21 protein-coding genes are annotated in these 21,672 nt (G+C 40.1%); all 21 read right to left on the bottom strand.

Features of this window, described 5'->3' with window-relative positions:
* Positions 1 to 12: 12 nt before the first annotated feature.
* Positions 13 to 2,580, bottom strand: coding sequence for a translation initiation factor IF-2 (gene infB, locus VEB00_08270; protein ID HYF83006.1), 2,568 nt, complete (start codon positions 2,578 to 2,580; stop codon positions 13 to 15).
* Positions 2,573 to 2,914, bottom strand: coding sequence for a ribosomal L7Ae/L30e/S12e/Gadd45 family protein (locus VEB00_08275; GenBank protein HYF83007.1), 342 nt, complete (start codon positions 2,912 to 2,914; stop codon positions 2,573 to 2,575). Before VEB00_08275 ends, infB begins: the two co-directional genes overlap by 8 nt.
* On the bottom strand, positions 2,907 to 3,176 hold the full coding sequence (locus tag VEB00_08280; protein HYF83008.1) for a YlxR family protein: 270 nt from the start codon (positions 3,174 to 3,176) through the stop codon (positions 2,907 to 2,909). Before VEB00_08280 ends, VEB00_08275 begins: the two co-directional genes overlap by 8 nt.
* Before the next feature lie 14 nt (positions 3,177 to 3,190).
* The gene (gene nusA / locus VEB00_08285) at positions 3,191 to 4,231 is read right to left on the bottom strand and encodes a transcription termination factor NusA (GenBank protein HYF83009.1); all 1,041 of its coding nucleotides are present in this window, start codon (positions 4,229 to 4,231) and stop codon (positions 3,191 to 3,193) included.
* A 28-nt stretch (positions 4,232 to 4,259) separates the two neighbouring features.
* Positions 4,260 to 4,721: a ribosome maturation factor RimP gene (rimP, locus tag VEB00_08290; protein ID HYF83010.1), complete on the bottom strand. Its 462-nt coding sequence runs from the start codon at positions 4,719 to 4,721 to the stop codon at positions 4,260 to 4,262.
* A 221-nt stretch (positions 4,722 to 4,942) separates the two neighbouring features.
* Positions 4,943 to 9,223 (bottom strand): PolC-type DNA polymerase III, encoded by a 4,281-nt coding sequence (locus tag VEB00_08295; protein ID HYF83011.1) that lies wholly within the window; start codon positions 9,221 to 9,223, stop codon positions 4,943 to 4,945.
* A 143-nt stretch (positions 9,224 to 9,366) separates the two neighbouring features.
* Complete coding sequence (locus VEB00_08300; GenBank protein HYF83012.1) at positions 9,367 to 10,017, bottom strand: glycosyltransferase family 2 protein; 651 nt, start codon at positions 10,015 to 10,017, stop codon at positions 9,367 to 9,369.
* Positions 10,018 to 10,076: 59 nt separating this feature from the next.
* Complete coding sequence (gene ispG / locus VEB00_08305) at positions 10,077 to 11,138, bottom strand: flavodoxin-dependent (E)-4-hydroxy-3-methylbut-2-enyl-diphosphate synthase (GenBank protein ID HYF83013.1); 1,062 nt, start codon at positions 11,136 to 11,138, stop codon at positions 10,077 to 10,079.
* Positions 11,139 to 11,146: 8 nt separating this feature from the next.
* On the bottom strand, positions 11,147 to 12,154 hold the full coding sequence (gene rseP / locus VEB00_08310; GenBank protein HYF83014.1) for an RIP metalloprotease RseP: 1,008 nt from the start codon (positions 12,152 to 12,154) through the stop codon (positions 11,147 to 11,149).
* On the bottom strand, positions 12,154 to 13,314 hold the full coding sequence (locus VEB00_08315) for a 1-deoxy-D-xylulose-5-phosphate reductoisomerase (GenBank protein ID HYF83015.1): 1,161 nt from the start codon (positions 13,312 to 13,314) through the stop codon (positions 12,154 to 12,156). Before VEB00_08315 ends, rseP begins: the two co-directional genes overlap by 1 nt.
* Positions 13,315 to 13,414: 100 nt before the next feature.
* A complete protein-coding gene (locus VEB00_08320; GenBank protein ID HYF83016.1) occupies positions 13,415 to 14,221 on the bottom strand; it encodes a phosphatidate cytidylyltransferase in 807 nt (268 codons plus the stop codon).
* Between the two features lie 11 nt (positions 14,222 to 14,232).
* Positions 14,233 to 14,955 (bottom strand): isoprenyl transferase, encoded by a 723-nt coding sequence (locus tag VEB00_08325; protein ID HYF83017.1) that lies wholly within the window; start codon positions 14,953 to 14,955, stop codon positions 14,233 to 14,235.
* Positions 14,956 to 15,131: 176 nt separating this feature from the next.
* The gene (locus tag VEB00_08330) at positions 15,132 to 15,347 is read right to left on the bottom strand and encodes a hypothetical protein (GenBank protein HYF83018.1); all 216 of its coding nucleotides are present in this window, start codon (positions 15,345 to 15,347) and stop codon (positions 15,132 to 15,134) included.
* A 5-nt stretch (positions 15,348 to 15,352) separates the two neighbouring features.
* Positions 15,353 to 15,910 carry a ribosome recycling factor gene (gene frr, locus VEB00_08335; GenBank protein ID HYF83019.1) on the bottom strand — a complete coding sequence of 186 codons (558 nt, stop codon included), beginning with the start codon at positions 15,908 to 15,910 and terminating at the stop codon, positions 15,353 to 15,355.
* Between the two features lie 3 nt (positions 15,911 to 15,913).
* Complete coding sequence (pyrH, locus tag VEB00_08340) at positions 15,914 to 16,627, bottom strand: UMP kinase (protein HYF83020.1); 714 nt, start codon at positions 16,625 to 16,627, stop codon at positions 15,914 to 15,916.
* Positions 16,628 to 16,726: 99 nt separating this feature from the next.
* The gene (gene tsf, locus VEB00_08345; protein ID HYF83021.1) at positions 16,727 to 17,377 is read right to left on the bottom strand and encodes a translation elongation factor Ts; all 651 of its coding nucleotides are present in this window, start codon (positions 17,375 to 17,377) and stop codon (positions 16,727 to 16,729) included.
* Between the two features lie 77 nt (positions 17,378 to 17,454).
* Positions 17,455 to 18,153, bottom strand: coding sequence for a 30S ribosomal protein S2 (gene rpsB, locus VEB00_08350; GenBank protein HYF83022.1), 699 nt, complete (start codon positions 18,151 to 18,153; stop codon positions 17,455 to 17,457).
* A gap of 344 nt (positions 18,154 to 18,497) precedes the next feature.
* On the bottom strand, positions 18,498 to 18,983 hold the full coding sequence (locus tag VEB00_08355; GenBank protein ID HYF83023.1) for a hypothetical protein: 486 nt from the start codon (positions 18,981 to 18,983) through the stop codon (positions 18,498 to 18,500).
* Positions 18,983 to 19,492, bottom strand: a complete 510-nt coding sequence (locus VEB00_08360; GenBank protein ID HYF83024.1) for a hypothetical protein — start codon at positions 19,490 to 19,492, stop codon at positions 18,983 to 18,985. Before VEB00_08360 ends, VEB00_08355 begins: the two co-directional genes overlap by 1 nt.
* A gap of 13 nt (positions 19,493 to 19,505) precedes the next feature.
* On the bottom strand, positions 19,506 to 19,826 hold the full coding sequence (locus VEB00_08365) for a hypothetical protein (protein HYF83025.1): 321 nt from the start codon (positions 19,824 to 19,826) through the stop codon (positions 19,506 to 19,508).
* Between the two features lie 24 nt (positions 19,827 to 19,850).
* Positions 19,851 to 21,659, bottom strand: a complete 1,809-nt coding sequence (locus tag VEB00_08370; GenBank protein ID HYF83026.1) for a FapA family protein — start codon at positions 21,657 to 21,659, stop codon at positions 19,851 to 19,853.
* Positions 21,660 to 21,672: the final 13 nt, after the last annotated feature.

Genomic DNA, 21,672 nt, shown 5'->3' on the forward strand with positions numbered 1-21,672 from the left:
CCTGCCCGAATGTTATTTTCTTGGAACGGCTTCGATGGTGTAGGATTCTATAACGTCGCCTTCTTTTATGTCATTGAACCTATCGATGTTCAATCCACATTCGTAGCCTGTATTTACTTCTTTTGCATCATCCTTGAATCTCTTTAATGATGCCAGCTTGCCTTCATGTACTACTATACTGTCTCTTATTATTCTTATATCATTGTTTCTGTTTATCTTGCCGTCAGTTACATAGCAGCCTGCAATAGTTCCAACACTGGATGCCTTGAAGGTAGCACGAACTTCTGCGTGTCCCAGCACCACTTCCTTGTATTCTGGCTCAAGCATGCCTTTCATAGCTGCTTCTACGTCTTCTATGGCATTGTATATGACTCTGTAAAGCCTTATATTAACTTTGTCTTTTTCAGCCAGCGCAACTGCTGCAGGCTGAGGTCTGACATTGAAGCCTATAATTACGGCATTTGAAGCTGATGCCAGCATTACGTCTGATTCAGTGATTGCACCAACACCGCCATGTATTGTCCTTACCTTAACCTCTTCATTGCTAAGTTTGGCAAGGGATTGTTTAACAGCTTCCACAGAACCCTGCACATCAGCCTTTACTATTAGGTTAAGTTCCTTAACCTTGCCTTCCTGTATTTGGTTGAACAGCTCTTCCAGGGATACAGTCTGCTTGCTCTGAATCTGTGTAAGACGCTGCTTTTCTTTTCTCTTTTCAGAAATTGTCTTTGCAGTCTTTTCGTCATCGACAACTATAAACAGATCTCCAGCATCCGGAACCTCATCAAGTCCTTGTATCTCTACAGGAGTTGAAGGGCCAGCCTTCTTGAGTCTCTTACCCTTGTCGTCTATCATGCCTCTTACTTTTCCATAAGTGTTTCCAGCTATGAAAAAATCTCCTATATTCAAACAGCCGTCCTGTATCAGCACTGTAGCAACGGGACCTTTGCCTTTGTCAAGCTCCGCTTCTATGACTGTACCAGTACCTTTTTTATTTGGATTTGCCTTAAGCTCCTGCATTTCAGCAACTAAGAGTACCATTTCAAGAAGATTGTCTATTCCTTCCTTCTTCTTTGCAGAAACAGGAACCATGATAGTATCTCCGCCCCAATCCTCTGAAAGGAGTCCATATTCTGTAAGCTCCTGCTTTACTTTGTCAGGATTTGCTCCAGGTTTATCAATCTTGTTTATAGCTACAATAATAGCTACATTAGCAGCCTTTACATGGTTTATTGCTTCAACTGTCTGTGGCATAACGCCATCATCTGCTGCTACTACAAGTATCGCTATATCCGTTACCTTTGCTCCTCTGGCCCTCATTGCTGTAAAAGCTTCATGACCAGGAGTATCAAGGAATGCTATTTTCTTGTCGCCAATGTTTACTGTATAAGCACCTATATGCTGTGTGATGCCTCCAGCTTCTGTTGCAATGACGTTTGTTTCCCTGACTGCGTCCAAAAGTGAAGTCTTACCATGGTCAACATGACCCATTATTGTCACAACAGGTGAACGAGGCAATAAATCCTCTGGTCTATCCTCGTCGGTCTTAAGAAGCACTTCTTCGCTTCCTTTATCTATGAGTCGCTCTACGCTTACGCCGAAATCTGTAGCTATAAGCGTTGCAGTATCAAAATCCAATTCCTGATTAATTGTAGCCATTACCCCTAGGAGTAAAAGCTTCTTAATAACCTCTGTTGCCTGCTTACCTAGCTTTTCACTAAGTTCTTTTACTGAAATAGTGTCTCCGACTTTTATTGGTTTTTTAGGTGCATGAACTTCTTCCCTCTTTGGCTCTTCATACCCTCTAGGTCTGAAATTCCTGTTATATCCTCCCTTGCCCTGCTGATTCCTGAAAGGAGGTCTGCCCTGTTGCGGTCTGCCTTGTGGAGTCCTTACCTGAGGCTTCTTTTGAATTCTTTCTACCTTTGAGAAATCTTTTTTTGCGTCAAGCTGCGCTGTTTCTTCAATTGTTTCCCCAGGAACAGCAGTTTTCACTGGTGCATTGTTTGGATTTGCAGGAGTGCCTGCAGGTCTTGTATCTCTTGCCGGGTGCTGTTGAGCATTATTCACCGGTCTATTTGTGTTTGGTCTCAGCTGATTCTGGTGTGCATTATTAAACGGTTTATTAGTGTTTGGTCTCAGCTGATTCTGTTGTGCGCTATTAAATGGCTTATTAGTGTTTGGTCTCAGCTGATTCTGCTGAGCTTGCGGAGGTCTCTGCTGCGTCTGCTGAGCTTGCGGAGGTCTCTGCTGCGTCTGCTGAGTTTGTTGTGTCTGAGGCGGTCTCTGTTGAGTCTGTTGGGTCTGTGGAGGCCTCTGTTGAGTTTGTTCTTGTGTTTGTGGCTTTTGCTCAGGCTTCTTTGGTGCTTCCGCTTTATTCTCTATCGGTGCAGCCTTTTTCTCAGGCGCTGGCGTAACATCCTTTTTCTCAAGCTTCCCTTTAATTGCAGTAATATCCGCATTTTCAAGCGTGCTCATATGGTTATGCACGTCAATTTTAAGATCCTGTGCTATTGTAACAAGATCCTTACTCTGAACTCCCAGTTCTTTTGCCAATTCATATATTCTTACTTTATTCAAGTAAAGCACCCCCAGGTTTTTCATTTTTAATAACTTCAGCGGTCAGTTTTTCCTTAAAGTTCTTGCTAAAGTTCTCGTCGGTTATTCCTAGTACCGACCTTTCACTTTTTCCTATACTGTTTCCCAGTTCTTCTTTCAGGCCCCATGTAATGAGGGGCACTTTATAAAATGCTGCTGAATTGATAAAACGTTTTTTTGTATTATCCGAGGCATCCTCCGACACAATTGCAAGCTTTACCTTGCCGTTTCTTATTGAATACCTCACAGCATCCTCGCCTGTAACCAACATACCGGCTTTGTTGGCAAGGCCTAACATGGAATATGCCTTATTCATCAGTAAGCTGCTCTCTCAGTTTATTGAACACTTCAGCATTTACCGGTGCTTCCAGTGCTCGCTCCACTCTCTTTGCTTTTATTGCAGCTTCAAGGCATTTCAGGCTGGGACATATATAGCAGCCTCTGCCGGGTGCCTTTCCAACCTTGTCTATATCAACCTTTCCTTCGGGGCTTCTTACTATTCTTATGAGCTCCTTCTTAGGCTTCATTTCATTACAGCCAAGACATTTCCTGAGAGGCACTTTCCTTATTTTGAGCATAGAACCTACCTCCTTTAAGTACCAGATACCTGCGATTGACTCTTTATATCTATTTTCCATCCGGTTAACTTAGCCGCTAACCTTGCATTCTGACCTTCCTTGCCAATGGCGAGTGAAAGTTGAGTATCTCCCACTATAACCCTTGCAGCATTCATTTCTTTGTCTATGTTAACACCTAATGCTTTTGCAGGACTTAATGCGCTTCCGACAAATATTACAGGGTCTTCATTCCATTCAATTATGTCTATCTTTTCCCCTTTTAGCTCATCAACTATTACCTGAACTCTCTGACCTCTCTGTCCTACACATGCTCCAACAGGATCAATGTTCTCGTCATGAGAGTATACCGCTATTTTTGTCCTTGAGCCAGCTTCCCTGGCAATGCTCTTTATTTCAACTATGCCCTTCTGTATTTCGGGAACCTCAAGCTCAAATAATCTCTTCACAAGTCCCGGGTGAGTTCTTGAAAGTACTATTTGAGGGCCTTTTGTAGTCTTTTTTACTTCAACTATAAAAGTTTTTATTCTGTCTCCTATGTTATATACCTCGTTGGGCGTCTGCTCTCCAGGTCCAAGAATAGCTTCTGTCTTACCCAAATCAATAAATACGCTGTTCTTTTCCTTTCTCTGCACAAGCCCTGTCACTATTTCATTTTCCCTGCTTATATACTCGTCAAATATAATGCCTCTTTCAGCCTCACGAATCCTTTGTACAACAACCTGTTTTGCTGTTTGAGCTGCTATTCTCCCGAAATTCCTAGGAGTAACCTTCATCTCAACCACATCACCGATTTCATAATTCTTATTTAAAGCCTTCGCATCCTGGAGGCTTATCTGAAGTAAATCACTCTCAATCTCCTCAGATACTGTTTTGAGAGCGTATACGTCTACTTCACCTGTTTCCCTGCTTATTGTGACCTTCACATTCTGTGAGGTTCCGAAGTTTTTCTTGAAGGCTGAAACCAGCGCAACATCAATTGCTTCAATAAGTAATTCTTTAGAAATTCCCTTTTCTTTGGCTATCTGATCCAACGCCTGTAGAAACTCTCCATTCATTTTTTGCTCCCTCCCATCCAATAATTAATTAAAACTTTATTACAGGCCTTATTAAGGCTATAGAGATCTTTTCTATGTGTATATCTTTTCCATCAGCTTCTATCTCAACTTTGTCGGCTGTATGTCCCTTAAGCACACCTTCATAAGCTTTCTTGCCATCCAATGGTGAGAATAGCTTTATCTCAACCAACTTGCCATTGTTTTTCTCATAGTCTCTGTCGGTTTTTAGAGGTCTGTCTATACCTGGTGAAGAAACCTCAAATATATATGACTGTTCGATAGGATCGGTTTCATCTAACAAGTCACTGAGCTCTTGGCTTACGGCTTGGCAATCATCTATTGTTATTCCGCCTTCTTTGTCTATGTACACTCTAAGGTACCAGTCTGCACCCTCCTTCTTGAGCTCTACTTCCACAAGCTCGAAGTTGTTCCTGTCGACTATGGGCTTTGCCAAATCATAGACTATATCTTCAACCTTCCGTTTTGCCATATTTGATTCTCCTTTTATTTGTTATTCTAACTTATTATACCCATATTAATACGAAAGAGTGGGATTGCCCACTCTAATCTTAAAAGTCATTTGACAAGTACTGTTTATTACAGTCTCATCTTTTTCTGTAACACAGGAAAAGCATAATCTTCCTGCCCACTAAAAAATTATAGCACTTCTTGCAATCACATGCAAGTTTTTACTTTCATCATATTCCGTCATTATACTTCCAAACCGCCACCAGCGGAGAATAAGCTTAATTGATTGCTTTCCGGGATTCCGCTCAAGCAGCCATGGTTTTTCATTATCTCTATTACAGTCTTTGAAACCTTGGCTCTTTCTCTAAGGTCGTCCATTGATATGTAACTTGAGTCCTGTCTCGTATTCACTATATTCTGAGCTGCATTAGTCCCTACACCCTGAAGTGATCCCAGCGGTGGCAGTATCCCATTATCAGTTACAATGAATTTGCTTGCATCAGATTTATAAAGGTCTACCGGTAAAAGCTTTATACCCCTGAGATACATTTCATAAACCGACTCAAGCAGGGTCATAAGATTCTTTTCCTTTGTAGTTGCATTATTCCCCAATCTATCGATTTCTATCCATTTAGCATTTACTGAATCTATTCCTCTTGTCAGCAAATCTGCATCAAAATCATCCAGCTTTACTGTGAAGTAAGTGGCATAGAAGGCTTCAGGATAATATATTTTATAATAAGCTATCCTGAAGGACATCATTACGTATGCAGTGGCATGCGCTTTAGGGAATAGATATTTTACAGTCTTACAGGACTGTATGTACCATTCGGGAATATTCTGCGCCTTCATAGCCTCTTCATATTCAGGCTTCAAACCTTTACCTTTTCTTACATCCTCCGCTATTTTAAAGGAGGTCTTGGGTTCCACTCCCTCGTGCAACAGGAAAAGCATTATATCGTCTCTCGTTGAAATAACTCCTTTAAGAGTCGTTGTACCATTTTTTATAAGGTCCTGGGCGTTGTTCAGCCACACATCAGTGCCGTGTGAAAGTCCTGAAATACGCACCAGCTCTGCAAAAGTCTTCGGTTGTGTATCTATAAGCATCTGTCTTACAAACTTTGTACCGAACTCAGGTATTCCTAAGCTTCCGACCTTGCAATCAATTTCATCCAGATTTATATTGAGAGCTTCTGTCGTTGTAAATAGGCTCATGGTCTTTGAGTCATCCAACGGTATGTTATTTACACCAAAGCCTGTTATATCTTCCAGCATCCTTATTATTGACGGTACGTCATGACCGAGTATATCAAGCTTAAGAAGTCTTCCACTAATTGAATGGTAATCAAAGTGTGTGGTTATTATACTTGAGCTTGTATCGTCTGCAGGTCTCTGTATAGGAGTAAAATTATATATATCAGTATAGTTGGGCACTATCATAACTCCGCCAGGATGCTGCCCTGTAGTCCTCTTTATTCCAGTACAACCCTTTATCAGCCTGTTCATTTCGGCGCTGTTAACTTTTATGCCCTTTGCTTCATAATATTTTATAATATATCCGTAAGCTGTCTTTTCTGCAATAGTGCCGATAGTGCCTGCCCTGAATACATAACCCTTTCCGAAAAGCTCTTCGGTGTACTTGTGTACTTTAGGTTGATATTCCCCTGCGAAATTCAAGTCTATATCTGGCTCTTTGTCTCCATCAAAGCCCAGGAACATTTCAAAGGGAATATCATGACCATCTTTTATGAGTACTGTTCCGCATTCTGGACAATTCCTATCTTCAAGATCCGCCCCTGACGCTACAGAGCCATCCAGGAAAAAGTGCGAATGCTTGCACTTAGGACATAGGTAATGTGGCGGCAGCGGATTAACCTCAGTGATGTCGCACATAGTTGCAACAAAGGAGGAACCAACAGAACCTCTGGAGCCGACAAGATAGCCATCCTTCAAAGACTTGGCAACAAGCTTCTGTGCTATTAGATACAATACTGCATACCCATTGTTTATTATAGAGTTTAATTCCTTTTCAAGTCTTTTTACAACAACCTCAGGCAGCACCTCTCCATAAACCTGGTGAACCTTTTTCATGGTCATCTCTCTTATCTGATCCTCAGCGCCTTCAATCTTTGGCGGGTACGTCTCCTCTGGTATTGGTATTATATCCTCTATTTGCTCCAGTATCTTATTTGGGTTCTGTATTACTACTGATTGAGCAATTTCCTTACCAAGATATTTAAATTCTTCAAGCATTTCATCAGTGGATTTGAAATACAAAGGAGCCTGTTCATCAGCATCCGAGTATCCTTGTCCAGCCATAATAATACGCCTGTATATTTCATCCTCAGGCTCAAGGAAGTGTACATCTCCTGTAGCAACCACCAATTTATTAAGCTTCTTGCCCAGCTCGACAATACGTTTATTTATAGCTTCAAGCTCTCCCTTGTTTGCAAGTTTGCCGTTTCTAAGCAGAAAATCGTTGTTACCGTTAGGTTGTATTTCCAAATAATCATAGAACCTTGCATTCTCAGTTATGGTAGTCTCGTCTGCACTGTTCATTATATTCCGGAACACTTCTCCAGCCTCGCAGGCTGAACCTATAATAATTCCCTCCCGATACTGCATCAGCAGGCTCTTTGGTATTCTGGGCTTTTTATAGAAATAGTCCAGATGTGCCATTGATATAAGCTTGTAAAGGTTCCTAAGCCCTGTCATGTTTTTTACCAACAGAACAATATGATAGGAATCCAGCTTTTTATAGCTTCCTTCTCCTGAGGCAAGTTTATTGATATCTTCTATATTCTGTATTCCTTTGTCACGCATTATTTCAATGAATTTCAGCATCATCTGTGCTGTCGCTTCTGCATCGTCAGCCGCTCTATGATGGTTTTCCAGGCTTATTCCCAAATATTCGCATACCAGATTGAGCTTGTGCTTCTTCAGTTCAGGCAGAAGCATTCTTGAAAGCTGCAGTGTATCAATGGAAACGTTGCTGACTGCTAGTCCCAGCTCTCCAGCTTTTGCTCTGATAAAACCGCAGTCAAAGCTGGCATTATGCGCAACAAGGGTCGAACTGCCTACAAATTCAAGGAATCTTGGCAATACTTCCTTTATTGTATCCTTGTCTCTGACCATAGCATTAGTTATGCCTGTCAGCTTGGTGATATTATCAGGTATAGGCATTTCAGGATTAATAAGCTCGGAGAACCTGTCCACCAACTGCCCCTGCCTAATTTTTACAGCACCTATTTCGGTGATCCTGTCTTTTATTGGATAAAGACCTGTTGTCTCTATGTCAAATACTATGAATTCGTCATCAAAGCTTCTGCTTCCGGAGTTATATACTATAGGTGCACCATCATTCACAAAGTATCCTTCAACCCCGTATATGACTTTTACTCCGTGCTTTTTTGATGCTTCATAAGCTTCAGGAAAAGCCTGTACAACCCCATGATCTGTAATCGCAATGGCTTTGTGTCCCCATTCCTTGGCTCTTTTTACAAGATCGGTGGCAGAGCATATTCCGTCCATGCTGCTCATACCTGTATGTGCATGCAGCTCTACCCTTTTTTCTTCAGAATTATCTGTACGGATTGTTTTTTCCGCTTCTACCATGTTATTGGGGAATATAACCAGCTCTTTAATATACGTATCGTATTGTATATCCCCTTTTATCCTGACATATCTTCCATTAGTTATATTTTCAACCAGCTTAGCTGTATCATTTTCTTCTTTAATGAATATCTTCGCAGTAATGGAATTGGTATTATCGGACACGTTGAATACTATAATTGTCCTTCCATTATTCAATGTTTTTACTTCAGTATTGAATATGCTTCCTTGAATAGCTACCCTGCCGGAATCCTCTGTTATTGAAGCTATACTTATAGGAATGTCATTAAAGCCTCTACCCATTATGACAGCGTCTTTTCGCTCTTTTGCTTTGTCTTTGCTGTCCTTGGCACCATTACTCGGCTTTAAGGCTTCCGCTACAATCTTATTCTCTTCTTCAATATAACATTTCATGTATTCATCGCTGCAAAGCTTCTCTTCCTCATTGAAACATATCAAAACCTGCGAATTTATGTTGAAATAGTCCTTTATGTACTGAGCTACTATGCTGTGACACTTTTTTGAAGTCAAATAGCTCGCAGCTTCCTTGGATGCTACCTTAAGCTTTATTATGCTGCTTTCATTATAAATAGTGGAGTTCATAAGAAAACCCGTAAAAGACGGGTTATTTGCAATGATTACGCCTTTCAAATCCTCCCAATGGGAAGCAATGAACTCTTCTGCTCCTATGCTTATGGTTGAATCTTCAATAACGGTTCGTACTCCATTCAAACCATAGTACTCAGAGGTTTGCGCTTCAATTTTATTCAGCTCGGATATTGAAATAAGTCCCTTTAAGCTTATTACAAGCTCCCACTCTCTGGCTTTCTTCTTAATCCTTATCTTTCTCAATTCGAACTTGTCCTTGTATTTCAGAAAAAACTCCGAATTTATCTTGGTATTGCTTTGCATATTGACCTCCGAATGTATTCTGGTACGGGGTTCGTGGTTCGGGGTTCGTGGTTAAAGTACTGTCTTCGAAGCATATGCTCAAATCCTCGTACCTCGCACCTCGCACCTCGTGCCAATACCCAATAGGAATACTAATGATATTTTTACTTCAATTCTTTTTTATTATTCGAGCTGCTTAATATCTTCACAATATCCCAATACATTTTTAGACGTGCATGCACTCCCTTTATAAGTCCAAGTTTTTCTTCCTTTGTCACATGGGTCATATCAGGAAGCTCAACCTCCTGAACTCGTATTGAGAACTTTTCCACATATTTTGTAAGTGCCACCTCGACGCCGTATCTTGTTATATCTATGTTGGGTATCTTATCGATAATATTCTTTTTTATAGCCCTCTGTCCAGAGAGATATGGAGTAACCTTTTGTGCAAGGTCTGTTACCATTCTGCCATTCCTAAATATTCCAATGGTCATATCTGCATAGTTGTCTATGACCGGCTTTATAAGATCTATTACATGCTTCTCCTTCAGGCCGATTAGATCTGCATCCAGAAAAAGTATGACTTCTGATCCACATTCGTTGACCCCTGCTTTTATCGCTCCGCCTTTTCCGACATTTTCCTGCAACTCGATAACATCGGCGCCGCATTCCCTTGCTATTTCTGCAGTCCTATCAGTTGAGCCATCGCTGACTACTATTATTTTTTGAATTCTATCTACATCGCTTAAGCAATTTATTACGCTTGCAATGGTCAGTTCTTCATTATAAGCAGGAATTATTGCAGTTACATTCATCGTAGTTCCTCCTATTTGGACTTATTTCTAATAGTATAGGATGGCTTTGCTTGTTAAAATTATTCGGATTGATAAGCATCAATTTCTTTTAGAAGCTCTTCTATAACATTCTCCTGAGGTATTTTTCTCACTATATTCCCTTTTACAAACAGTAGAAACTCTCCCTGGCCGCCTGCAATTCCCAGGTCTGCTTCCTTTGCTTCTCCTGGACCGTTTACAGCACAGCCCATAACTGCAAGCTTCATGGGCTTCTTAACAACTATATTCTTGGTTCGTGCTTCCACTTCTTTTGCTACTCCTATGAGATCTACATTTGTTCTTCCACAGGTCGGACAGGATATTATCTCTATCCCTCTCTTTATGAGGTTCAAGCTTTTGAGTATTTCCCTTGCAACATATACCTCTTCCACTGGATCCCCTGTCAAAGAGACTCTTATCGTATCGCCTATATTGCTATTAAGCAGAATTCCCAAGCCAACAGAAGATTTTATAGACCCTGCGAGAACTGTTCCTGCTTCTGTAATCCCTAAATGAAGAGGGTAGTCTGTAACTTTGGAAGCCTTCATATAGCTTTCTATGGTAAGCATAACATCAGAAGATTTTATTGATATTACAATATCATTGAAATTAAAAGCTTCCATAAGCCTTATATTATTCAATGTACTTTCAACCAATGCGTCTGAAGTGGGGTGACCGTGCTTTTTAAGCACTTCTTTTTCCAAGGAGCCTGAGTTGATTCCTATTCTTATCGGAATTCCCCTCTCCTTGGCAGCTTCTGCAACTTGTCTAACTCTTTCCATATCTCCAATGTTTCCGGGATTTATTCTTATCTTGTCAACGCCATTTTGGATTGATTGAATTGCTAATCTATAGTCAAAATGTATATCCGCAACGAGCGGTATAGTGATATGACTTTTTATGTATTTTAGAGCCTTTGCAGCTTCCATATCCGGCACTGCCACTCTTATAATGTCACATCCTGCCTCCTGAAGCCTTTTTATCTGCTCTACCGTTCCAACAGCATCATGGGTCTTGGTATTAGTCATAGATTGTATCAGTACGGGCTCACCGCCTCCAATATATCTATCGCCAATTCTTATTTTTTTAGTATTTCTTCTCATTTTACACCCTACCTGAATATATTAATCAAATTAAACTTAATTATATCTCTATACACCAGGAATAGTGAAAGCCCCATAAGTGCCACAAGTCCCACAAAATGAACCATGCCTTCCTTTTCTGCAGGTACAGGCTTTCTTCTTATAAGCTCAACAAAGAGAAACAACAACCTGCCACCATCAAGAGCCGGTATAGGTAAAAGGTTAAATATCGCCAGGTTAAGACTTATAATTGCCGAGATACTTAGCACACTTACAAGTCCTGACTTTGCGGCATCATTCATATAAACAAAAATTGAAACAGGCCCGCTTACTTCACCACCATCAGCCTTTCCCATCACTAGCTGTCCAAGGAAGTTCAGCATTAATTTTGTTACAGTCGTGGTATTTTCTATCCCTTTAGTCAGAGAAAATCCAGTAATTTTCACTTGCTGCGCCACACCAATTACGACATCATTAATACTCGGATTCTTAACCGGTGTAAGCTGTACATCCCTTTGAACGCCTCTATTCTCTAAGGTTATTGTAATATTCTCACCTTCATGCTTGGCGATTTCCGGCTTCATTTCCTGCCAATTGTTAACGATGACATCATTTATATCAACAACCCTATCACCGGCAACGATACCTGCCTTCTCTGCCGGCATCCCTTTCGTAACCTGACCTATTATGGGTGCATCTACAGCAGCTATTGTCAATGAATAAATCATTACTGCCAACAGCAGGTTTGCTAAGGGTCCAGATATAACTGACGCTATTCTGCTTGTTATCGGTCTGTTATTAAAGGCACCCGGATCTCCTTTTTCCTCATCCTCCCCGAGCATAAGGCAAAATCCGCCAATAGGAAATGCCCTCAAAGAGTACATGGTATCTCCAAACTTTCTGCCAATAATCTTTGGTCCCATTCCAAGTGCAAATTCTACAACCTTTATTCCCCCAAGCCTTGCAGCTAAAAAATGTCCTCCTTCATGCAAGAAGACTATTGCGTTAAATGCCAGTATTGCAATAATTAATGTCATTATCTTATACACCCCACTTGATACAAACTAAGCAGCGTCTCCCTGGACCATCGGTCAAGAGCCACCACATCATCTATATTCATATTATTCATTACTTTATGCTTATCTAAAGTTTTTTCAATCAGGCACCCTATATCAAGAAAGCTTATTTTACCATCCAAGAATAATCTTACTGCTTCCTCATTTGCTCCGTTTAAAACCACACATGCACTGTCCCCCATGAAAAGTGCCCTGAATGCCAATCCCAGGCATTTGAACTTCTCGATATCAGGCTTATAGAAATTCAGACTGCCGATATCAGTTAAGCTCAGTTTTTTTCCTCCAATTGGAAGCCTTTCCGGGTAAGTCAGTGCATATTGAATAGGCAGCTTCATATCTGGAAGTCCCAGCTGTGCAATCACAGCGCCGTCAACATATTCTACTGCAGAATGTATAATGCTTTGCGGATGCACGCATACCTCTATTGCTTCCGGCATTATATCAAACAGCCACCTGGCCTCGATTACCTCAAGACCCTTGTTCATAAGTGTAGCTGAGTCTATTGTAATTTTTCTGCCCATTGACCAGTTGGGATGCTTCAAGGCATCCGCAATTGTAACATTCCTAAGCTCCTCCATAGTTTTAGTCCTGAAAGGCCCACCGGAAGCCGTAAGTATAATTTTGGATACTTCACTATGTCTACTGCTGTCTAAACTCTGGAATATTGCAGAATGCTCACTATCTACCGGGAGCATCGACACTCTGCACCGCTTAACTTCTTCGGTAATGATTCTGCCAGCAGTAACCAGCGTCTCTTTATTGGCAAGTGCTATGTTCTTGCCTGATTTTATGGCATTATATGTAGGAATCAGCCCTGCTATACCTACAATTGCAGAAAGAACAGTATCGCATTTCTCTGCAGTTGCAGCTTCTACAACGCCTTCCAATCCTGCTGTTATATGTGTCAGGCCGCCTATACGCCTTTTTAGCTCCTCGTATTGGGATTCATCTCCTATAGCAACCATCTCTGGTCTGAATTCCCTTACCTGAGCTTCCAGCAGGTCAATATTGGAATTGGCTGCCAAAGCTTCAACTTTGAATTTTTGATTGTTTTCCCTTACTATCTCCAAGGTCTGAGTGCCTATAGACCCAGTCGACCCTAGTATAGATAATGTTTTCATGTTTATCTCCTAACCTAAATCCTCGAATTATGTATAGGCGAACACTGTTCGCCCCTAGTGCGGAACGCATACAATGCGTTCCCTACACCCCGCACCAGCCCTATATCATATCTCCAACAAGTACAAAGTAGTAATAGATTATCGGTGCAGTAAACAAAATACTATCAAATCTATCAAGTATTCCTCCGTGTCCCGGAATAATATTTCCAAAATCCTTAACGCCAGTGTATCTTTTTATATATGATGCGGCTAAATCTCCGAGCTCTGATGCGATGCCACATAGAAATCCCGTAATTACATAATGTACGATTTTTATATCTACACCAAAACTGCTTATTATAAGACCCGCAAGAGTACTTAAAAGAACGGAACCGACAATACCGCCTAATGCTCCCTCTACAGTCTTCTTAGGGCTGATCCTGGGGGAAAGCTTCACTTTACCCATGTAAACCCCAACAAAATACGCGAAAGTATCGGTAAACCATGCAGTCAAGAATGGCAGCCACAGTATTATGTTTCCATATCTAAGCTTTTCTATGAAAAGAAGGTGGCTGAATAGAAATGGTATATAAACAATCCCCAGAAGAGTTATAGATATTTCTGTTATATTATGCTTTTGTGTAAGTATTTCATATGTGAATAAGATCATAACTGAAAAAACAATGAGAAACCCAGGCCTATCAAAGGTAATGGGCATAAGAAACATAATATAGTACACTATAACTGCAATATATCCAAAAATTCTATTAGTTTTAATAGCTATGTTGTTCATTGCCCTATAATACTCGAAAAGACCTACTAATGAGACTGCTGTGACAAAAAAATATAGATACAGCCCCTTAAAATACAAAACAAATAATATAAGTGGTATTCCAAGAATCGCACTTAATACCCTTATCTTTAACATTTTTACCTCCACTACTTCAACGCGCCAAAACGTCTGTCCCTGCTTTGATACTCTTTTATAGCCGTACGAAGTACCTTTTCATCAAAGTCTGGCCAAAGCTGATCGACAAAAACCAGCTCGCTGTATGCCCCCTGCCAAAGCAGAAAATTGCTTATCCTCTGTTCCCCACTAGTTCTAATTATCAAATCGGGGTCAGGATCACTGCCCGTATATAGATACTTTGCAAGTAATGCCTCATCAACAGCTTCACTATCTATGCTTCCATCACTTACCCCCTGTATAAGCTTTTTGCAGGCATATAATATCTCGGCTCTGCCCCCATAATTCAATGCAATGTTGAATTGCAGCCCTTCGTTATTTTCAGTAAGCTTAAGGGCTTCTTTAATCTCTTTTCTTGTCTGATTGGGAAGTATGTCCACTTCTCCAAGTAATTTAATCTTTACCTTGTTATTATGAAGTGCATTTACTTCCTTTCTCATATACTCCACCAGCAGGTTCATAAGATAGCTTACTTCATCTTGAGGACGTCTCCAATTTTCTGTAGAAAAGGCATAGACGGTCAATATCTTTATGCCCAAGTCGCTGCAGGCTCTTACTGTTTCCTTGATGGCCTCCATGCCAGCCTTATGTCCCACGACTCTTGGCAGGCCCTTTTTTTGTGCCCAACGCCCATTGCCATCCATTATTATAGCGATATGTTTTGGAAGCCTATTCATATCAATTTCTACCAGCATCCAAAAACCTCCTTCATTAAGAACCCACATATAAATAAATTCTCAATCTTAAAAAAATATCCCTCAAAATGAGGGAAACTATTTAAATAGACTATATTGAACGCATATAAGTAATCCTCTAGTGCATTGTGCGTATTCAATAACAATCAAGGTAACATTTCGCGAAACATGAATTACTAATGTAAAGTGTTTTTCGCGAAATATGTTGTAGTAAGTTTTATTTCGTCATTTATTACTCTTTGTCTGACAACAACAGGTGTATTTCCCTGTCTTTCTTTTTTTTTATCTTCGTAGGGTGTTGATGTTGAATCAATTATAATATTCTGCTTGCCACCTATTAGTTGAAGAGCCTTATCCAGCTTATATCCTATTACTAGAGGTATTTTACTCAAGTATATTAGACCTCCATTATTTCCTTTTCTTTTATTGCCATTGCACTATCCGATTCCTTAATGCATTTATCTGTCATCTTCTGTATATCTTCTTCAGACTTTTTAAGTACATCTTCGGTTATTTCTCCATCTTTCTTAAGCTTCTTAAGATGTTCATTGGCATCACGTCGAATATTTCTTATAGCTACCTTGGCATCCTCACCAAGCTTCTTAATTACTTTCACCAGATCTTTTCTTCTTTCCTCTGTGAGCTGTGGTACAACAAGTCTAATCATCTTTCCATCATTTGAAGGATTGATGCCCAAATCTGACTTTAGTATAGCTTTTTCAATGCTTGGAATAGACTTGGTATCCCATGGTGTTATGGTAAGTACCCTTGGTTCCGGGGCAGCTAAGTTTGCCAGCTGGTTTAAAGGTGTAACTGTTCCGTAGTATTCTACAGTTATCCGATCCAAAAGACTAGGATTTGCACGTCCTGCCTTCAGTGTAGCGAGCTCGTGCCTCAATACGCTCAGGGTCTTTTCCATTTTATCCTGCATGCCTTTTTCAATATCCTTAACCATTTGCTAATCCTCCTTTACTACTGTGCCTATCTCTTCACCCATAACTGCTCTAATTATATTATCAGGGTTTTTGAGGTCAAATACAAGTATTGGTATTTTATTATCCCTGCATAAGGATGCTGCTGTAGAATCCATTACGCCTAATCCCTTGTTTATTACATCAATATATGATATCTTATCAAATTTCTTGGCATCTTTGTTTGTAACCGGATCGCAGTCATATACACCGTCAACTTTTTTGGCCATCAGTATAATATCTGCTTCAATTTCTGCAGCTCTAAGGGCAGCTGTAGTATCAGTAGAGAAATATGCGTTGCCTATGCCGGATGCAAATATCACTACTCTTCCTTTTTCCAAATGCCTTATCGCTTTTCTTCTTATATACGGTTCTGCAATCTGTCTCATCTCAATGGCTGTCTGCACACGTGTAGGCACGTTTATTCCTTCTAAGGCATCCTGCATTGCCAGAGCATTGATAACTGTCGCAAGCATTCCCATATGGTCGGCAGTTGTCCTGTCCATCCCCTCGCCGCTTCTGCCTCTCCAGAAATTACCGCCGCCAACTACTATAGCCACTTCTACCTGGAGCTCCCTCAGTGTCTTTATTCTTTCTGCAATGCTCAGAAGCGTATCGTGATTCAATCCGGAAGCCTTATCTCCAGCCAGTGCTTCGCCGCTAATTTTCAGTATCACTCTTTTATACTTTACGTCACTCATATATATTATACCTCCAATTAAGCATAAAATTTCTACAAATTCTAAAAAAATCCTTCTGATTTTCAAAAAAAAGAGAACACTTAGTGTTCCCATATTTTTTCAGCACTTCTTCATTTGGCTCATTACTTCCTCAACGAAGTTGTCTTCCTTCTTTGCCAGGCCTTCACCTTTTTCAAATCTTACGAATCTTCTTATGGAAAGGTTCTCGCCTATTTTTGCAATCATTGAAGAAAGCATATCCTGCACCGTCTTGTCTGTATCCTTTATAAAGGGCTGTTCAAGCAGGCAAATTTCCTTGTAATACTTTTCGATTCTGCCTTCTACCATTTTTTCAATGATTTTTTCAGGTTTTCCTTCATTCAAAGCCTGAGCTTTAAATATTTCTCTTTCCTTCTCTATTACATGTGGATCAACTTCTTCTCTTCTCACATATAAAGGATTAGTAGCTGCAACCTGCATTGCCATGTCTCTTACAAACTGTCTGAACTCTTCGTTCTTGGCAACAAAGTCTGTTTCGGAGTTAACTTCGATAAGAACTCCAATCCTTCCGCCCCCGTGTATGTACGCGTCAACTATGCCTTCACTTGCGATTCTGCCAGCTTTTTTAGCTGCGGCAGCAAGTCCCTTTTCTCTAAGAATTTCAATGGCTTTTTCCATGTCTCCGTTGCTTTCTGTAAGGGCTTTTTTGCAGTCCATCATACCAGCGCCGGTTCTTTCTCTTAATTCCTTAACAGCTGAAGCTTCAATCATTTTATTTCGCCTCCTATGTAATATGCGTATATTGTTAAAAAGGCGGCTATCGCCGCCTTTAAATACTTACCAAGCAGTTACTCAGCAAGCTGTTCGCCCTGTCTAGCTTCAATAACAGCATCTGCAATTTTTGAAGTAAGAAGTTTTACGGCTCTTATAGCATCGTCGTTACCAGGTATTGGATAGTCAATTTCCTCAGGGTCACAATTAGTATCAACTATTGCAACTATCGGAATACCAAGAATGTGTGCTTCCTGTATTGCTATTTTTTCCTTCCTTGGGTCAACGACAAAGAGCGCTCCTGGAGCACCATTCATGTTCTTGATACCGCCCAGGTTCTTCTCGAGTTTTTCCATTTCGCCTCTAAGCTTAATAACTTCTTTCTTTGGAAGAACCTCGAAAGTTCCGTCTTCTTGCATTTTCTCAAGTTGATTCAATCTTTCGATTCTTTTCCTGATTGTCTTGAAGTTAGTGAGCATTCCGCCCAGCCATCTCTGATTAACATAGTACATGTTTGCTCTGAGAGCTTCTGACTCGATTGACTCCTGTGCCTGTTTCTTTGTTCCTACGAAAAGTATGTCCTTACCTGAAGCAGATACTTCTTTTATGAAGTTATATGCTTCATCAACCTTCTTTACTGTTTTCTGAAGATCGATGATGTAAATGCCATTCCTCTCCGTAAAAATGTACTCTGCCATCTTCGGGTTCCATCTTCTTGTCTGGTGTCCGAAGTGTACGCCAGCTTCTAAGAGCTGTTTCATTGAAATCACTGACATTAAAATTACCTCCTATGGTTTTTTCCTCCACGATCGTCATATTCTTTATGGACTCTTAGAGCACCCCGCAAAGAATCAAATCATGTGTGTTTTTACCTTAAATAGTTTACCATATAACAAATTTATTGGCAATACAAATTTGTTACGCGTTTCGGGTTTCGCGTTACGCGTATATTAGGGTGATTCTTCGAAGCCCTACTAAAATGCTCGCAACTCGTAACTCGTAACTCGCAACCAATCCTCTATACGAATGCCAACAATATCCCTTATAGTTTTATTATCTTGTGAAAATTTATACTTCAATTTCCCTGTAAATTGAAAAATTCCAGGCTAAGCCTAGAACTTTATTTCGTTAATATTTTTATTATATCATCATAGCCTGAATTTTTGGGTATTTCGAAATTGCCAATCTTCAGCTTATCATCCTTTTTTACCTCTTCAAGCCTCTTTAAGAAGGCCTTTGTATCTTTTATGAGACCACTTTCCTTAAGAAGGTCTGCAATGCCTTCAGAGCTCATCCCGCCCTTAACATTTATTGTTATTTTTCCTGATGCTGCTTGTTTAGCTGGTGTAGGAGTTGGTGTTATTTTTGCTGGAGCTGGCGTTGGCGTAGGTGTTGGTGTTCCAGTAGGAGACGGTGTTATAGTAGGAGACGCTGGTGTTTGATATATCTCTTCATTGGTAAGTACAGTAAGGCTGTGCTTTGCTGCTTCCCTTTTTATTTCTTCTACTGTCAGCTCTCTACTGCTTAAGTTTATATTTACCATTGATGAAAATATCAAGCCTATTCCTATGCCCAGAGTTATATTCTTAAGGTTATAGTATCCCATTATTCTACCTCATTCTTCAAGGATAGTATCAGCATTACCTCTCCCTGTCCTATGCTCATCTGTTTGGCAATGTCAGTTATACTCATGCCCTGTGAAGCATAGTCAAATACTGTCTGCTGTTTTGGGTTGAGCTTTTCCTCAAAACCTTTATCCTTATCCACATCATCATTTGTTATCTTCTTTTTCTTGTTTACAGCGATAATGGGAGAAAATGGTGCTACATTCTCCTTCTTCTCAATAACAGCATTATTTATGGCAGCATTGGCAAGATTTCTCTGTTCTTCTCTAAGACTTTTCAGCTTTTCTTCAATTTCCTTTACTACCATTTCAGAAGTATAATTCAGTTCGGATATTATTTCATCAGCATCTTCAATTACTTTTTTTATTTCCTGTTCCTTTACGTCAATGTTGAAATAAATATCCTCGCCCTTTAATTTATCCAGGAAAATGAGTGTTATGGTGGCTAAAACAGCAAATATTCCAAATCCCATTAGCACATAGTTTATCATGAGAGCACCCCATTTATATTCTTATATCAATTTTAGTCAAAGATCTTCCCTTGGATTCTTTTAGCTGTACATCTTTCTCTCCAGGCTGCCCATCCCTGCGTTCTTTTTCGTGGCCGCTCTGTTTCTCTTTTTGTTGTCCTTCCCTGTCCACTTTTTTCCCTTGGGCTTTTTTTGTTTCGATTACTTGCTTCGTATTTTTTTCTTGCTGCTGCTGTTCTTTATGAATGTTGATATTAAGATTGCTCTTTTCTTGTTCGCTTTCTATATTTCTCGCTTTCTGCAATTCTGGAAGCTTGGGTATCATTGTCTGCAGGTCAACAGGCCTTATAGTCATGACAATCACTCCCCCATAAATTATTTACACATCGTCGTAGGAACCCATTTTTATCTCAGCATTCGCTCTATAGAACGAAACAAATTTTATTGAGTCTTTAATATACATCATGCTACTTCCGATTATTATCCTGCTGCCAGGGTAAATTATGTCATAAACCTTTATCTTGCCTCTTGAAAGCTCCTCAAAATAAACTTCGAGTTCATTCTGTTCACAAAGGATCTTTTCAAGCTTCTGCTGGAGCTGCAGCTTCAACTGAACAGACTTTGCCAAAAGGAGCTTCTTATCAAGAGGCAGCTCTGTATTCTTGCTCATCTTTGTAAGAAGATCAACTGCTTTGGTTGTCTTATCCAAATTTTCAGCAATCTGCTTTGTCTCGGTCTTTATCTCCTCATATTTCTTTCTCATGTCAGGATTAATGCCAACCTCCAGCTCAGTTATGGTGGCCATCGGAGACCCTATAACCTTTGCTTTGATCTCTTCTCCTACCTTAAAGGTACCTCCAACCAGCAGGCCTTTCCTGCCGTTTGATTCCAGCTTTCTTCCACAAATAATCTGGCTGTGCATTATTGCATCACTCTGTATATTTCCCTTAACTTCAACCTTACAGTTTTCCATGAACTTTGCAATGAGATCTCCTTCGCAGAAAAGCTCTCCCTTGTTCATTCCCTGTATGCCTCTATGGAGTATTATGTTGCCGTTAGATTTTATAAGCGCTCCTTCTACGACTCCATATACTTCAACATCCCCTTCAGCCTCAATTACAAAGCCTGTGAGTACATTGCCCATTACGACAACCTTGCCATTAAACCTTATATTCCCTGTAGAATTATCTACATTATGTTTTACTTCATATACCGAGAATACGTTTACTTTTCCATCCAGAACTTTAACCTCGCCATCGACTGTAGCGGTGAGCTCGAGTCCATCTTTACTTACTTCAACATTCTTTCCTCTCGGTAATACAAGCTTCCGTCCGTCTTTGCCTGCAACCTCGACACCTTTTACATTTTTACCCGGTATTCCCGCTGTCTGCGGCGTCAAGGTTACCAGCTTCTGTCCAATCTTTACATTTTTTATTAAAGATAATTCATGATAGTCAATCTTTCCGTCCTTGTCGATATTAATTGATCTTTCGCTTGACATGTCAAAATAATATGAAAGTACTGCATCCTGCCCCGCATAAGGTACAATACCTTCTGCTATAAGTATTTCTCTGTCATATGCTTTTAAAGCAACTGCGTTCTTTATTTCACTGTCCTTTATATTAAATACAACACCATTAAGCTTAAGTGCTTCGTATATTGCTTTCTCTGTTATTTCCGCTCCCCCAATAGGCTTGGTTAAAGTAATAAAAGCCTGCATGTTGTCATTTGACAGCTTGACTAAGCATTCACTGTCTATCATTCTCTGATTTTGGGGTTCAGCTATCTTTATCCAGCTATCATGACCTCCGACTTCTACTGACTGTTTGATTTTAGTCAAGTCTACACTCTGAATTCTGCGCAGGTCAATTTTAGTTACAATGTCTACCATCGTAACTCCCGATTCTATTTTAATATATACTCCATCTTCTCTGAACTCAAAATCAATATGCTTGTCCTTCGCCTTTTGACTCTCATTAAGGATGTTGTCAATACTATTCTCGATAACCGCAAGAGTCTTCTGCTCTCCTAACGAAAACTTGATTTTATAGTATGAGGAAAATAGATTTTTCTTGCTTTCGAGCACTTCGATATGAAGCTCAGCTTTGTTAACTTTAAGGCGTTGCATACCTTCTGCTATTAACTTGTCATAATCCTTACCCTCAAGAATAATATACTCATTCCCCATAAAAACACCATCC

This window comes from Clostridia bacterium, assembly GCA_035628995.1.
In the GTDB taxonomy this organism is placed as follows: Bacteria; Bacillota; Clostridia; order Lutisporales; family Lutisporaceae; genus BRH-c25.

What these genes read in the sequence shown, in the direction of transcription:
- VEB00_08275 (HYF83007.1), bottom strand. Translation starts at nt 2,914, where the DNA reads ATGAATAAGGCATATTCCATGTTAGGCCTTGCCAACAAAGCCGGTATG.
- VEB00_08280 (HYF83008.1), bottom strand. Translation starts at nt 3,176, where the DNA reads ATGCTCAAAATAAGGAAAGTGCCTCTCAGGAAATGTCTTGGCTGTAAT.
- nusA (HYF83009.1), bottom strand. Translation starts at nt 4,231, where the DNA reads ATGAATGGAGAGTTTCTACAGGCGTTGGATCAGATAGCCAAAGAAAAG.
- rimP (HYF83010.1), bottom strand. Translation starts at nt 4,721, where the DNA reads ATGGCAAAACGGAAGGTTGAAGATATAGTCTATGATTTGGCAAAGCCC.
- VEB00_08295 (HYF83011.1), bottom strand. Translation starts at nt 9,223, where the DNA reads ATGCAAAGCAATACCAAGATAAATTCGGAGTTTTTTCTGAAATACAAG.
- VEB00_08300 (HYF83012.1), bottom strand. Translation starts at nt 10,017, where the DNA reads ATGAATGTAACTGCAATAATTCCTGCTTATAATGAAGAACTGACCATT.
- ispG (HYF83013.1), bottom strand. Translation starts at nt 11,138, where the DNA reads ATGAGAAGAAATACTAAAAAAATAAGAATTGGCGATAGATATATTGGA.
- rseP (HYF83014.1), bottom strand. Translation starts at nt 12,154, where the DNA reads ATGACATTAATTATTGCAATACTGGCATTTAACGCAATAGTCTTCTTG.
- VEB00_08315 (HYF83015.1), bottom strand. Translation starts at nt 13,314, where the DNA reads ATGAAAACATTATCTATACTAGGGTCGACTGGGTCTATAGGCACTCAG.
- VEB00_08320 (HYF83016.1), bottom strand. Translation starts at nt 14,221, where the DNA reads ATGTTAAAGATAAGGGTATTAAGTGCGATTCTTGGAATACCACTTATA.
- VEB00_08325 (HYF83017.1), bottom strand. Translation starts at nt 14,955, where the DNA reads ATGCTGGTAGAAATTGATATGAATAGGCTTCCAAAACATATCGCTATA.
- frr (HYF83019.1), bottom strand. Translation starts at nt 15,910, where the DNA reads ATGGTTAAGGATATTGAAAAAGGCATGCAGGATAAAATGGAAAAGACC.
- pyrH (HYF83020.1), bottom strand. Translation starts at nt 16,627, where the DNA reads ATGAGTGACGTAAAGTATAAAAGAGTGATACTGAAAATTAGCGGCGAA.
- tsf (HYF83021.1), bottom strand. Translation starts at nt 17,377, where the DNA reads ATGATTGAAGCTTCAGCTGTTAAGGAATTAAGAGAAAGAACCGGCGCT.
- rpsB (HYF83022.1), bottom strand. Translation starts at nt 18,153, where the DNA reads ATGTCAGTGATTTCAATGAAACAGCTCTTAGAAGCTGGCGTACACTTC.
- VEB00_08355 (HYF83023.1), bottom strand. Translation starts at nt 18,983, where the DNA reads ATGGGATACTATAACCTTAAGAATATAACTCTGGGCATAGGAATAGGC.
- VEB00_08360 (HYF83024.1), bottom strand. Translation starts at nt 19,492, where the DNA reads ATGATAAACTATGTGCTAATGGGATTTGGAATATTTGCTGTTTTAGCC.
- VEB00_08365 (HYF83025.1), bottom strand. Translation starts at nt 19,826, where the DNA reads ATGACTATAAGGCCTGTTGACCTGCAGACAATGATACCCAAGCTTCCA.
- VEB00_08370 (HYF83026.1), bottom strand. Translation starts at nt 21,659, where the DNA reads ATGGGGAATGAGTATATTATTCTTGAGGGTAAGGATTATGACAAGTTA.